This is a genomic window from Paenibacillus sp. 2TAF8, from assembly GCF_052114825.1.
In the GTDB taxonomy this organism is placed as follows: domain Bacteria; phylum Bacillota; class Bacilli; order Paenibacillales; family Paenibacillaceae; genus Paenibacillus.
In genome coordinates this window covers 76,031-90,230 of record NZ_JBFRFN010000003.1, presented here as the reverse complement: position 1 = coordinate 90,230, position 14,200 = coordinate 76,031, and the positions used below count along the sequence as shown (strand labels likewise).

11 protein-coding genes and 1 pseudogene are annotated in these 14,200 nt (G+C 44.9%); 7 read left to right on the top strand and 5 right to left on the bottom strand.

Features of this window, described 5'->3' with window-relative positions:
• Positions 1–20 precede the first annotated feature (20 nt).
• Positions 21–143, bottom strand: a pseudogene (locus AB4Z30_RS06195) (helix-turn-helix domain-containing protein); the annotation flags it as partial.
• Positions 144–1,115: 972 nt separating this feature from the next.
• Here AB4Z30_RS06195 and AB4Z30_RS06190 point away from each other — a divergent pair.
• Positions 1,116–1,853: a cyclase family protein gene (locus tag AB4Z30_RS06190; RefSeq protein WP_441924377.1), complete on the top strand. Its 738-nt coding sequence runs from the start codon at positions 1,116–1,118 to the stop codon at positions 1,851–1,853.
• 111 nt (positions 1,854–1,964) lie between these two features.
• Here AB4Z30_RS06190 and AB4Z30_RS06185 read toward each other — a convergent pair whose 3' ends face one another.
• Positions 1,965–2,165, bottom strand: a complete 201-nt coding sequence (locus AB4Z30_RS06185; protein ID WP_441924375.1) for a hypothetical protein — start codon at positions 2,163–2,165, stop codon at positions 1,965–1,967.
• A gap of 219 nt (positions 2,166–2,384) precedes the next feature.
• On the opposite strand from AB4Z30_RS06185, the gene AB4Z30_RS06180 reads away from it, so the two are divergent.
• The 5 genes from AB4Z30_RS06180 to AB4Z30_RS06160 all read left to right on the top strand — a co-directional run bounded on the left by AB4Z30_RS06180 (position 2,385) and on the right by AB4Z30_RS06160 (position 7,196).
• On the top strand, positions 2,385–2,873 hold the full coding sequence (locus AB4Z30_RS06180; RefSeq protein ID WP_441924373.1) for a hypothetical protein: 489 nt from the start codon (positions 2,385–2,387) through the stop codon (positions 2,871–2,873).
• A 150-nt stretch (positions 2,874–3,023) separates the two neighbouring features.
• Positions 3,024–4,226 carry an MFS transporter gene (locus tag AB4Z30_RS06175; RefSeq protein ID WP_441924371.1) on the top strand — a complete coding sequence of 401 codons (1,203 nt, stop codon included), beginning with the start codon at positions 3,024–3,026 and terminating at the stop codon, positions 4,224–4,226.
• Between the two features lie 230 nt (positions 4,227–4,456).
• The gene (locus AB4Z30_RS06170) at positions 4,457–5,467 is read left to right on the top strand and encodes an ROK family protein (RefSeq protein WP_441924369.1); all 1,011 of its coding nucleotides are present in this window, start codon (positions 4,457–4,459) and stop codon (positions 5,465–5,467) included.
• A 260-nt stretch (positions 5,468–5,727) separates the two neighbouring features.
• The gene (locus AB4Z30_RS06165) at positions 5,728–6,537 is read left to right on the top strand and encodes an HAD-IIB family hydrolase (RefSeq protein WP_441924367.1); all 810 of its coding nucleotides are present in this window, start codon (positions 5,728–5,730) and stop codon (positions 6,535–6,537) included.
• Between the two features lie 17 nt (positions 6,538–6,554).
• On the top strand, positions 6,555–7,196 hold the full coding sequence (locus tag AB4Z30_RS06160) for a sugar O-acetyltransferase (RefSeq protein ID WP_441924365.1): 642 nt from the start codon (positions 6,555–6,557) through the stop codon (positions 7,194–7,196).
• A 63-nt stretch (positions 7,197–7,259) separates the two neighbouring features.
• Here the strand turns inward: AB4Z30_RS06160 and AB4Z30_RS06155 are convergent, their stop codons facing one another.
• The 3 genes from AB4Z30_RS06155 to AB4Z30_RS06145 all read right to left on the bottom strand — a co-directional run bounded on the left by AB4Z30_RS06155 (position 7,260) and on the right by AB4Z30_RS06145 (position 12,225).
• Positions 7,260–9,080 (bottom strand): ABC transporter substrate-binding protein, encoded by a 1,821-nt coding sequence (locus AB4Z30_RS06155; protein WP_441924363.1) that lies wholly within the window; start codon positions 9,078–9,080, stop codon positions 7,260–7,262.
• 241 nt (positions 9,081–9,321) lie between these two features.
• Entirely contained in the window at positions 9,322–10,836 is a 1,515-nt protein-coding gene (locus AB4Z30_RS06150; protein WP_441924361.1) for an ABC transporter permease, read from the bottom strand.
• A 12-nt stretch (positions 10,837–10,848) separates the two neighbouring features.
• A complete protein-coding gene (locus tag AB4Z30_RS06145) occupies positions 10,849–12,225 on the bottom strand; it encodes an ABC transporter permease (RefSeq protein WP_441924780.1) in 1,377 nt (458 codons plus the stop codon).
• A 212-nt stretch (positions 12,226–12,437) separates the two neighbouring features.
• Between AB4Z30_RS06145 and AB4Z30_RS06140 the strand changes: the two genes are divergently transcribed.
• Positions 12,438–14,189 carry an ABC transporter ATP-binding protein gene (locus tag AB4Z30_RS06140; RefSeq protein WP_441924359.1) on the top strand — a complete coding sequence of 584 codons (1,752 nt, stop codon included), beginning with the start codon at positions 12,438–12,440 and terminating at the stop codon, positions 14,187–14,189.
• Positions 14,190–14,200 lie beyond the last annotated feature (11 nt).

Sequence of the window (14,200 nt, the reverse complement as noted above, 5' to 3'; positions counted from 1 at the left end):
ATGGACGAGCGCCCCTTTTTCTTTGGTTTAAGGGCGTCTATCCCTTGTAATTCCAGGCTTTTTTGCCAACTTAAAAGGGTACTATGGCTAGGAATATTAAATATAGCAGCCGTTTCTCTAACAGACGTCCCAAATTCGTTCATATAATGCAGTACGTCTAGTTTAATCTGAGTAGGATCACCATGATGCTCATATTGTTTAATTCAGTTTGAAAAAACAGAATGGTGAATCCCGATCGATTTTGCAATGCTTTTCAAGCTTTCTGTTCCCTTTTCATCCGAACTGAATTTAGTCATAAAAAAACTGCACCTCCAATTGGTAGTTGTGTCTAACAATTGGGGTGCAGTTCAAGATTGCAAGTTAGTATAAATCATACATTTCCTCCTTTGAATTTGTTATCGGAATACAAGGTTCCTAATTAAATACGAGGGATATTGGTAGATGGTTAGCTAATAACGAATTTTACTATAATAGAAATGGGGGGATAAATTTGTCTATTAATACTATCAAAAAATTATTCCAGTACAGGCGGTTCAATTCCAAGGTTATCCACCGTCTGCTCCGAACTATTCATTTGCGAATTCAGTTCTTCTAGCAGCGGTAAAGTGTCAGATGACGGGCTTTGAAGGATGAACTCACCAAGATGGTCAAGCAGACGGGATATATTTAATTGGCTTCCTAAAAAGTACCAGGGTGCTCATAGTATCGATCTAACAAAGCTATAAGATGACACGGCAAAAGAAGTGCTTAAGATTCTAATTTATGTTCATATAGAAATATCTCGTGTAACTTACCAGCACGGAATATCATTGGATAAACTGGACTTAATCCCGCGTGTATGATGATCATGGTTCTGGGGGGCTTGTGCAGGAGAAGTTGTTCTGAATGATCGCTGTGATGATGTGATTGACATTGTGTGATTGATCCTGTGACCATTTGGTTTCGGTGAGAGGAAGATACCAACAGGTTGAGGTCTTGGCAATATGGAGGAACTCTTTTTTAAGGCAAGTCGAGGAATTGTTTCCTTTAACAAATTAAATCAGCTTCTTCACCAATGTGCAGCGTTGAGATATAATAGGGGAAATTGTTTCCATATTGCATATGAGGTGAAACGGATGACCAACGAACTTATTCAAGCCATTCAGTTGTTGAAAGAAAAGAAGTGGGTAGATCTGACGCATACCTTTGGTCCGGCATCTCCGCACTTTTCTGCTTTTGATGCTGCGGAGTTTAATACGCTATTTAATCATGATCAAGGGTTCTTCGCTCAAAGCTTCAAGTTTCCTGGTCAGTACGGAACCCATCTCGATGCACCGATTCATTTTGTGCGTGATACGCGTTACCTCGACGAACTGGGACTCAAAGAGCTGGTGCTGCCACTCGTAGTTATCGATCAGTCTGCTGCAGTGAAAAAAAATCCCGATTTCATCTTGGAAGTAGAACATATTATTGAATTTGAGAGAGAGCATGGCAAGATCGAAGCAGGCAGTTTCGTAGCTTTGCGAACCGATTGGAGCAAACGCTGGCCGAACCATGAAGACTTTGACAACAAGGATGCCGATGGGAACAGCCATGCACCCGGATGGTCTGTTGCTGCATTGAAATTCCTGTTTGAAGAACGGGACATTAAAGCCATTGGTCACGAAACGTTTGATACAGATGCAGCGGTAGATTATCAGAAGAATGGTGCCTTATTAGCAGAGTATTATGTGCTTGCACAGGATACATACCAAGTCGAACTGTTAACGAACCTCGATCAGGTTCCAGCTACAGGAGCTGTCATTTTCAATATCGTTCCAAAAGCGGAGAAGGCATCGGGATTCCCTGTGCGCTCATTTGCTATCCTGCCTTAAAGTTCTATAGACCAAAACGTAAATCTAAGCTGTTTTAACATTATAAAATATATGTAGTGAATCAAGGGAGGCTTACGTAGCCTCCTTTTTTTACTCTAGAACTCTATTAATCTATTGATGACTCGAAGACGAATCGGAGCTAAATCGTTCAGAGATGTTTTTCTTCGTCTTTCGCCGCCGCATCCATCGTTTCAATAAACCTTCTTCTTTTCGTTCTTGTAATGTTTCCTTCATGCCCTGAATCATGAACTCGGATCGGCGTCTGTCGTCGCGGCTAATCTTACGTAATTCCTTAATAAATTTGTCGTCCATCGTATTATGCCTCGCTCATTCAGTATTATAAACATTATACCGAACATACGTTCTTTTATCAAGTTTTACCATCTAAAAGGATTGGTATTGATTAGGTTGACTCTGCCAGTGAAAATAAGCACAGGTTTATTCCCCTGTTTGTGAGAGGATGGAACAATAAGTTTGTTTATTCATTTCAATGGCCTGCGCAAACAGAGAATACGAAGGGAGCGGTTCGTAATGTCAGAGCGATCAGAGAACTCAGGAAAATCAAACAAATCAAACAAATCAAACAAATCATATTTTCTTGCAGCGATGCATGGCTTACTAGGGCTTGGAGCAGTGGTTGGAGGGTTCATGCTGATCTTAGATCCGTCGGGGAAATTGTTGAATATGCCTGTTTCTCTACTGGAACGCTCTCCTTTTTCCGATTTTTTAATTTCTGGAATGATCTTGTTACTGGTTCTTGGTGTACTCCCTATCGTTATTTGCATTGCTCTCCTGAGACGAATTCATTGGACGTTAGCGGAGAAATTGAATCTTTATTCTGAACGCTACTGGGCATGGACGTTTTCCTTGTATACGGGGCATGCTCTGCTTATCTGGATCATCGTGCAAGTGTACATTATTCAGACCATCTCACTCATTCATTTGTTCTATTTTTCCTGGGGATTGGGCATTCAGATGGTTACATTGCTGCCTGACATACAACGAAGATACACCATATAATCAGAGGACGAGGCGCTGTTTTGTCAAAATGATTAGTCAGTTTTTCATATTGACAAGAAGATATGATGCCTACATACTTACGATATAAACTTTATAAAGTCTATTTATTAAACAACAAAAAATAATCGCAGCATGAGAGGGGCAATACAGTTGGCAACCTGGTTTTTATTGATCATCTATTTGGCATTTATCAGTTTGGGGCTCCCGGATTCTCTGCTGGGTTCGGCATGGCCGGTCATATGGCCTGAGATCGGTTCTTCAGTAGGAGCTGCCGGGCTTGTATCCATGATTGTTGCCGCTGGAACGATCGTCTCCAGTCTCGCAAGCGGTCGTATGATTCGCAAACTGGGTACAGGCAGCATTACATTACTCAGTTGCTTGCTTACAGCGGTGGCTCTATTAGGATTTTCTCTGGCTCCTTCTCTGGCTTGGTTTATCATGCTGGCTATTCCGCTTGGATTGGGTGCAGGTGCGGTAGATGCGGCGTTGAATCATTATGTGGCAGAACATTATGAGGCTCACCATATGAACTGGCTGCATTGCTTCTGGGGTGTAGGTGCAACAGCGGGACCTTTCATCATGGCAGCTTCTATTGCTGGTCAGCACTCCTGGAGAGGTGGTTACGCAGTTGTTGCCGGTATTCAATTTAGTCTGGTCATTGTGCTTCTGCTTACCTTGCCATTGTGGAAACGTGTGGCGGCGAACCGCCAGGCTCCGGATCGGTCGGATAGCAGGGAGGTGCATGAAGCGGATGAGGGCTTAACGATAAAGCTCTTGAATATAAAAGGGGTTAAACCTACACTTTTTGCTTTCCTGCTCTATTGTGGGATTGAAATGGCCGTTGGACTCTGGGGGGCAAGTTACCTTGTCGGTACAAGAAATGTTTCGGCACAAGTGGCTGCCGGTTGGGTTTCGCTCTATTATGCGGGGATCACATTTGGCAGGCTCATTACAGGGTTTCTCACCTTAAAGGTATCTAACCTGCTGCTTATACGCTACGGTCAATGGATTACCATAATCGGCGGAATTGTCCTGTTGCTGCCTTTGTCTTCCGGGTTTGCTGCTGGAGGTTTGGTGCTGATCGGCCTCGGTCTGGCTCCAATCTATCCTGGACTTTTGCATGAGACCCCTACCCGGTTTGGTAGAGGGAGCGCAGCCAGACTCATGGGTTATCAGATGGCGGTTGCTTATACCGGAACCACATTTCTTCCACCGCTTTTTGGACTGCTGGCATCGAAAGCAGGGACGGCTTCTTTTCCAATCGTTGTTCTGCTGCTGCTTATTCTTATGCTTGTTTGTACAGAAATTGTCAATCGCTTAGTCGTGAGACCACAACAATTATACAAGAATTAAGGAGTTGAGAGAGATGGCTTATGTCATTATGGCTCTTATCATCTGGGTAGGTGTTTATGTGAATATGGCTGTGTCCAAACAGCCAATAGACGTACAACCTGTGCGCTCTATAGATGATCTGTTTGAATGAGCACCATGTGTTGAAGCAATGTATTATGTTATGATATCGAGTACGATAACATGAATACGATTGCTTTGGTCTTTTGAACCAGAGTAGAAACGAGAGGGTTATGAAAAAAGCGAACGCTACAATGATGAAACACATCAATTTGAATATAGTGCGTGAAGTCATGCAGCAGATCAAGACGGCAACCAAGCCGCAACTTGCGTCACGGACCAAACTTAGTGTGGTTACCATTAACGCGCTGATTCAGGATTTATGTGATTGCGGAGAGCTGATTCAAGATAAAATCATTCCATCCAACGGCGGGCGTCCTGCCCAGGCCTATCGATATAATTACAATTTTAAGCTTGCGCTGGTCTTGTCCATTAAAGAAATGAAAGGCCAGGAGTTGATCTCGGCTACGATTATTAATCTGGAGAATGAGATTGTACTGAAGGAAGAAAATATATTGCCTGTCATTGATAAACAGCATGTGCTGCAACTCATTGCACGTCTCGTTGCTGCGTATCCTTCCATTCAAATGATTGGAATCGGGATTCCCGGACAGGCTGTGGATGGTAACATTACGGTGAGCAGTCATGAGGAACTTATTCATTCCAGTCTGATTCGTGAGATCGAGAGTGAGTTCCAAATGCACGTTCTGGTAGAGAATGATGTAAATGCAGCGATTAGCGGATACTACACACAGCATCATATGGATACGAAGGGGCAGGATGTGGCAGGCATTTATTTTCCAAATCGTTATCCGCCGGGCATGGGCATGGTGTTGAACGGACAAATCATTCGTGGCAAAAACGGGATGTTCGGTGAAATTAAATATCTTCCTTACTCCCCGGACTGGAAGAAGGAAATGAGCAAAGAGGATTTCACAGAACAGGTTTGCCGGATTCTGCAAACGGTTAATGCTGTGATTGCCCCACATCAGATTGTGATCTATCAGGAGCGTGTGGAGAGGGAAGTGCTGGATTCAGGGTGGAGACAGTACGCAGAGCAGCACGTTATGCCAACATTGCCTGAGATTGTACATCAGAACTCGTTCCAGGAAGATTTTGAGGCAGGGTTAAGGGGATTGGTTCTTCAAGCTTTGAAATCCTCGATTGGTTCTGAAACTTTATAATCCGCAGGACAAGTTCTGTGTTTTTTGGATTCAGTGAATCTACGAATTTGTCCGAAAACTTTTTGTTGACATGAAACCAGTTACACGAAATACGATTCTATTATGGCAAAGGGAGAGTACTATAAACTTTATAAATAATGTTTATAAATATATTTCATTAACATTTTTTATGAATATTTTTTAGGAGTGCGAGGTTCTTCAAGACTTGTTCCATATATCTCTGTTGCCATAAATCAAATGAATCATTGGAGGAAGACATCATGATTAGACTGGTTGTTACCGATTTGGACGGAACTTTTCTAAACAGTCAAGGAACATTTGATATGGAGTTATTCAACGAAGTTCATGAGGAGATGAAACGTAAAGGTATTACGTTTGTAGCATGTACCGGAAAGCAGTGCGAACGGGTGGAGAAATTATTCGGCCAACATGGAAAAGATGTTTGGATTCTTGGGGACAGTGCAGCCAGAATCAAGAAGGATGGGCAGGTGGTTCGGGAGTTTAGCATGGAGCCTGCACTAGCATTGCAAGCCATTCAGGAAATTCAATTATTTGATCCTCTAATGACCATCATCGTTTGTGCAAGCGATGCCGCTTATGTGCATTCTTCCATTTCCGATGAGATGTATAACGTTGTGAAAGGCTCGTATGAGCAGGTCATCAAAACGGACTCTTTTGCAGGCATCAGCAACTCTTTTATAAAAATTACGGTATTCGATCCACAAGGACGCTCTACAGTACTGCGAAAACATGTGGAACAGACGATGGAAGGGCAAATCTATATTGTTGACTCTGAGCCGAGGTGGCTGGATATTACGGCGCTGCATACGCACAAAGGTGAAACGGTCAAAACATTACAGGAGATGCTAGGCGTAACTTCGCGCGAAAAGATGTCCTTCGGTGATGGAGAAAACGATGTTGAACTTATGGCTATTGCCAAATACAGCTTTGCTGTGAGGAATGCATGTGAGAATACGAAACGTGCCGCACAATTCATTACGAAATCCAATGACGAAAATGGTGTATTGCGAACGATTCAGGCGCTCATGGATTTGCAGGAATCAACATAAGACTAGGGGGAATCGCGATGCGTGAAGAAGAGAGAATTATGAAGGGCATGTTATTCAGTCCGGCTGATCCGGAACTGAAGGACATCAAAAGGAAAGCTCATCATCTCAGTCAGCGTTATAGCCAAACCTTTGAAGAACAAACGGAGGAAAGACAGCAGATCGTACAACAGTTACTGGGAGAGATGGGGGAAGGCGGATTTATGCAGGGTCCGATTTTCTTTCACTATGGCGTTCATACCCGGATCGGCCATCATTTTTTTGCGAACTACAATCTGACCATTCAGGATGATGCACAAGTGACGATTGGAGACTACACCAGCTTTGGTCCAAATGTCACTATTGTTACTCCTGTTCACCCTTTGATTGCGAGTGAACGGAGACAGATGCTGAATCAACATGGTGAACTGAAATCACTCTGTTATGCCAAACCTGTTACCATCGGTAACGATGTATGGCTGTCCGCAAACGTCACGGTGTGCGGAGGCGTTACGATTGGAGACGGATGTGTGATTGGAGCGGGAAGTGTGGTTACGCGTGACATTCCACCGCATTCACTTGCCGCAGGAGTGCCGTGTAGAGTGATCCGCAGCATTACAGAAGCGGATAGCATGCGGCATTATCCCGACATTTTGGCGGATTGCCAAGTGCCCGAATCATAAGAAAAAAGGCTGTCACCAGGATCAACAGAGATCCATCGGTGACAGCCTTTTGTGTTCAGGCAATTATTTTGACGCGTTATACTTGCTCAGGAATTCTTTCACTTTGGCTGGATCAGCCTTGAGTTCATTCCCGGTTTGGACAAGCGGGCTTACGGTGGAGTAAGCCTTCAGCTTGTTGTTTTTATAGAATTGCAGAATTTCATCCTGATTGATGGAATACAGCACCGCTTTTCTCAGATCACTGCTCTTGGCCACTTCACGATTGGCTGTGTTGAACAGCAGATACGATACGGCATTGCTTGGAATGCTTTGCAGATGCAATTTGCTGTCATTCTGGATAATGTCGTATTTCGTCTCAGGTACCCCATAATACAGGTGGATTTCACTGCTGCGAAGGGCTGAGAGAGCACTGTCTGCATCTGCAATGAAGCGTACGTTTACTTGATCAATCTTCGGTGCGAAGTCCGAACCTTTGCGGTATCCCGGGTTTTTCAAGAACACGCCTTCGTAGTCATTTTTATAAGAAAGAATGTAAGGACCGCTTGTATAAAGTGTGTTGTTATAATTGGCACCCTCGGTCACGGTGTTCTGATCGCCATAAGGAATATCCTTGTTCACATCGAAGGACGCGACATCATAGGTATTAATGCTTTCGACTTGTTTCTTGGATACGATCCCAGCCGATTGGTGCGCCAGATAGTTCAGCACTTGCGGGAACGGTTCAGTTGTCGTTACTTTAACTACTTGGTATTTGCCTGCCCCGTTATTAGCCTGTTTTTTATCGCTGACCAGTTCCTTGATATCATTGTCTAGTCCTTGATTCAGAGCTTCCAGCACGGTTCCGCTACCCCCGGATTGTTTCACTGACTCCAGTGCGCTCAGGTCTGTAACGAGTTCCGCTTGTTTGATATGTTCATGCAGACTGTACGTACGGTGATCCGGAACGGAATCTTTATTTTTGGCACGGTCGAGGGAGAAGATGACGTCATCTGCGCCTACACGCTCTCCGGTATCGACAGCCTTTTTGTTTTCGATTTTAGCAAAGTTGATATCGTCACGAAGTACAAAATAGTATTCGGAATTGCCATCTGCAATTGTGAAATTACGTGAAAGAGATCCATCCGCAGTGAGTTGATCGTCATCCGTCAGATTCACCAGACGCACATACATATTGGTATTGAGTTGGTTGATGGAACCGTCGTTTCCTTTGATCGGATCAAGGGAAGTCAGTACAGATGCTGCTTGTGTCAAAATCAATGGATCTTTACTGTTTTTGGAGCTGTCCTTAAACTCAATCGGTTCCCACGCCATGGCACGGGATTTGGACAGACGAACGGTATCGACATTCAGAATGTCTTTGTTCACAGCCTGACTTTTCAGGGAGATGTAAAGTGGAGCGATGTACGCTTGGTCGGTAACCAAACGGTCTTCCAACTTTTTATACGTTTCTTTGTATTCATCAGGTGTCTGAGTGGCGGCCTGATCGATCAGCTTATCGATCTCTTGATCCGCAAGGATGCTGTAATCCCCTCCTGTTTTGAAAAGAGAGCGAACGGCATAGTCGGGATTGCCCGTTACCGTTGTCCAGCTGGACAATGCGATATCATAGTTGCCTGCGTCCTCCTGGGACTTAAAGCTACCGTAATCCGGTTGCAGATTCAGCTTCACATTGAAGCCGTTTTTGGTTAGCTGATCACGGATAATATTGACATCATTCTCAGATGAGCTCATGGCGAGCAATTCGATGTCCACCGCTTTTGGAGCTGTCTCCGTCGTATCGGAAGGTTGGTTCTGCTCCTGCGATTCAGTCTTGGTTTTCACATTGCAGCCGGAGATCACCAGCACGAGAATCAGCAGCAAGGCGACAAGTGTACGTTTTTTCATGAGAATACCTCCATTGTATTAATAGATGTGATATATGATTTTTTTTTTGAACTATTTCATTTACACAAAAACGGAGAGGACAGAAAAAACCTGGAAAAACGGAGTGCTCGCCTTTATCACCGGATTTTTCCCTTGAGAAAAGGGAATCAAAAAAATCTGGGGATAACAGCGATTGTAAGGTTATTCTGTCATCGGAGTGCTTCGTGTAAACCTCATTTAGTTCAACTTAATAAATCCATCGTCACGCCTTCTCAAGTTTGGGATCAAGGGCATCCCGTAATCCATCACCGAGAAAGTTAAACGAAAGAACAAGCAGAATAATCGCTAGTCCTGGATAAATCGCTAGATACGAATGAGTCTCTAGATAGGTGCTACCCAGCTTCAGAATGTTGCCCCATTCCGGAATATGTGGTTCTACACCCAGCCCGAGATAACTCAAACTGCTGGTTGCAATAACAGCTCCGCCAATCGTCAGCGTTGATTTGATAATCATCGGTGCGAGCGAGTTGGGAATGATGTGTTTGAAAATGATTGTACGGTTGGTATATCCCAAGGCACGTGCCGCCTCGACAAACTCAAAGGTAGATACATAAAGCACGCTGGCCCGCATCGTTCGGGCATACGTTGGAATGGAGCCTAGGCTTAATGCGATGATCAAATTCACAGTGTTGGCACCAAAAGCTGCAATGATCGCGATGGCGAGCAAGATACCCGGAATGGCGTACAGGATATCCAGCAGACGCATGATGATGTTATCCGTATGTCTCCCGTAGAAGCCCGAGAAGGCACCCAGTACACCGCCAATCACAACCGGAATCACCGTTGACATCAAACCGACAATCAAGGAAATTCGTGCACCGAACACGATTCGGGAAAATAGACATCGGCCGAAATCATCCGTTCCTAGCGGATATGCCAGAGAAGGTGACTGAAGCAGGGCCGAATAATTATTTTCCACCGCCATGCTGTAGTCGAAGGTAAAAAAACTGCAGATGGAGATCGAGAACAGGAAGATGATGAAAAAAAGTCCGGACATCGCGGTCATATTCGGAGCAAGACGCTCCCACAGATCATTCCAGAAATTGGTACCCTGCTTCCCTTGTCTCCGAATTCGGCGAAGGATCGTGATCCCCAGCAACAAAGCGAAAACGTTGCCCGTAATTACGCTAACGGTCATTATTACGCCCACACCTGCCATCCAGGAAGGGAGAGAGGAGTTCGAATCATACCGGGATACGATGATCAGTACAATTAGGTCAATGACGAGAATACATAACAGGGCTGCCATCGAAGGCAGAAATGTATCCGCAACATAAGGCTTGAACACATTCAGAGCCGATACACCGATCACAAATAACTGGGTTAACAGTGCGTATACCGCAAATGTATATTCAATGCTTTTTCGTTTGCGAATCAGATGTAAGGCAGCTGTTACGAGAAAGATATTACCTGTGAAAACAGCCAGCATCTGAATCCAGGCTAATCTGCGTGTCAGAACACGTACAGCCCCGTGCTGGATCAGGTTCTGCTTAATTCGAGCAACGAGCAAGCTTTGAATGAGCGTGAAAAACAGATAAATGCCAGTTACTCCAGCTATAAAAGGCTTAAACGCCTGCCCGCTCCAGTCATAGCTATTCAGCAGCAATAACAGGGTCAGCAGAATCGAAGTGATCCATGCGAAGCTGGCTTGACTGTATTCCTGAGAAGACTTGAGCCGGAAATGCATTTCCTGCGTAAGGGAGCTTGTTTTTGTCATAATACACCTGCTTTAATATTGTTTCATTTTAGAGCGAACCCTCGGATCGATAAAAGCGTAGAACAGGTCAACGATAACATTCACAATGGAAATCGTGATGGCTGTGTAGATTACACCGCCCATGATACTCGGAATATCGGGAATGAATTGTTTATCGACAATGTAACTTCCCAGTCCGCTGATGTTAAACACCTTCTCTGTTACAGCAGCTCCACCAAGCATAGCTCCGAATTGAAGACCCACAACAGTAATGATAGGAATCAGAGCGTTGCGGACCGCATGCTTCAGCATCACTTGACGTTCACTTAGACCCTTGGCCCGGGCAGTCATGACATAATCCTCATGAATGACCTCCAGTGTGGATGAGCGGGTCATCCGCGCAACCGCAGCTGTAAGTCCCGTGCCTAGTACGATGACGGGCATAATCATGGACAGCCAGTTCTGTGGATTAAAGGTAGCAGGAAGCCACTGCATTTTAATTGAAAAATTCAGGATGAAAATCAATCCCTGCCAGAAGTTTGGGATAGACAATCCAATCAGAGCGATGAACATAAATGTGTAATCAAACCAAGAATTAGGCTTAAGCGCCGAGATTATGCCAATAGGCAAAGCGATGACAACGGCGAACAACAGGGAAATCACGGCGAGTGTCAGCGTAATCGGGAACTTTCGGGCAATGGTATCCGTCACGATCTCATTCCCTGCAAACGACTTGCCTAGATCAAACATCGCAATGCCCTTAATATTATTCCAAAGCTGTGTCAAATAAGGCTGATCCAGGCCATACACATGATTAAAGGCTGCAATCTGTTCTTGTGTCGCCGTTACGCCGAGAATGTTAGCTGCCGGGTTAAAAGGAGACAAATACAGAATCGTAAATACAAGTGTTGCTACACCCAGAATGACAAAGATCGTCATGAGCACTCTTTCAAATATGTACTTTAGATAAGCATTACCATAGAGAAACAAGATGAAAAACATCAAACAGCCAGGGATGACCGATAAGGCAAGAAACCAAGGTTTCTCTATTAGCATACCGAATGTATCTTGAATTCCGAGACGATGCCGTCCCTTTTCTTCTAACTTTCGGGATGTTCGGTCCAGCAACTCCTTCTGAAACGTTTCCTCAAGCCAGCGCTCAGCCTGTTGTCTGAATGCAGCCTCGCCGACCTCTTGCTTGAAGAAACGATGCTTGCGTCTCAATTGTTCTTCCAGTTCCAATCGTTTGGTGTTCCTGTAGGAAGAGTTGCTCATCTCCTGTTCAACCTGGTGTTGTAAAGCCGACCAGTCATCTTGTTTACGTTTGGAACGCCAGACCATATAAACGATCAGGTTGATCGGTAAACCGAGAATGATTAATACATATCGATAGACGGGATGAAGCAGCATTTTTCCATAAACATAACTTAGGTGATCCACCATACGAGAGGTGCTGTGACGTTCTACTCCAGAAGTCAAACGGTAATACCTCCTTTCGCTGAGGTTTAAATTGCATTATTCCGATCAATATAGTATATATTATTTAGGGTATGCTTAATTGTCAAGGTTAAGAATTGGTTACATATAAAAGATGGAACAGGCATGAAAGGAATGGTGCATACGTGGAGCCATTGTTGAAAGTGAATGATTTGTCCGTCTCTTTTTATACGGGAGAGAGTGAGTTTCAGGCGGTCAAGCAGGTCAGTTTTGAACTGCGGAAAGGGGAGACACTGGGCATTGTCGGGGAATCGGGCAGTGGTAAAAGCGTTACGGCACGCTCCATTATGAGATTGCTTGCTTCTCCCCCTTCACAGATGAAATCGGGTGAGATTCTATTTAAAGGTGTGGATCTCGCCGGGAAATCACAAAAAGAGATGGAGCACATTCGGGGCCGGGATATCGGAATGATCTTTCAAGACCCCATGAGCTCGCTTAATCCGACCATCAAAGTTGGTCGACAAATCTCGGAAAGTTTGATCAAACACCAGAAGTTATCGAAAAGGGAAGCGAAAAAACAAGCTATCGCCATGATGGAACGAGTAGGTATTAAACAAAGTGCTATCCGCTATAATCAGTATCCACATGAATTTTCCGGTGGCATGCGTCAGCGGGTGATGATTGGGATTGCCCTTGCCTGCCGTCCGGAACTATTGATCGCCGATGAGCCGACAACGGCTCTGGATGTAACCATTCAAGCTCAGATTTTGAACTTGATGAAAGATATGCAGGAGCAACTGGGGACGTCCATCATTCTCATTACGCATGACTTGGGTGTAGTTGCTGGCATGTGTGACCGGGTGGTTGTAATGAAAGAAGGAGAAATTGTGGAGACGGGCAGCACGGCGGAGATTTTTGCGAGTCCTAAACATCCGTATACCATCCGTCTGTTGAACGCATTGCCTAGGCTGGATGAGAAGAAGAAGCCGAAGCTAGTCTCGCAGGTACCCAGAGATATGGAAGATGATCAGCCGCTGCTGGAGGTCAAATCTCTCAAACAGTATTTTAATCTCGGCAAGGGCAATACATTAAAAGCCGTGAACGATATCAGCTTTCATATCCGTCAAGGGGAAACACTTGGCGTTGTAGGAGAGTCAGGCAGCGGGAAATCTACCACGGGACGAGCGATTCTGCGTCTGCATGAGCCAACGGGAGGCGATGTGCTGTTCAAAGGCATTCCGTTGCAGCGACTCTCGCCTGGTGAGATGAAAACGATGCGACGACATATGCAGATCATTTTCCAAGATCCATATGCTTCACTAAATCCCAAAATGAGAATTATGGACATCATCGGAGAGGCACTGGATATTCATCAGCTTGCAGGTAACGCTTCACAGCGAGAAAAGCGGGTGGAAGAACTGCTGGAGATGGTGGGGCTTGAACCGTCACATGCACAGCGATATCCGCATGAGTTCTCGGGTGGACAACGTCAGCGAATTGGTATTGCAAGGGCGCTGGCAGTAGAGCCGGAGTTTATTGTTTGCGATGAGCCGTTGTCGGCACTGGATGTCTCTATTCAGGCACAGATTGTGCAGTTGCTTGAAGATCTACAGCAGCGTTTGGGTCTAACGTATCTGTTCATCGCGCATGATCTGTCGATGGTGAAACATATCAGTGATCGGGTCGCTGTCATGTATAACGGCAAAATTGTGGAGCTGGCCGAGAGTGAAGAACTGTATGCCAATCCGCAGCACCCGTATACGAAAGCGTTGCTGTCAGCCATTCCGGTTCCTGATCCGGCGGTGGAGAAAAATAAGCCACGTATCGCTTGGTTAGATCAGGAGAAGGAAACCAGTGGCACGGGAGACCGATATAATCTGGAACAGTCCCGCTGGGTCGAAGTGAAAGAAGGACATTGGGTAGCCCTGTCTGATTAAACGAATAAAGA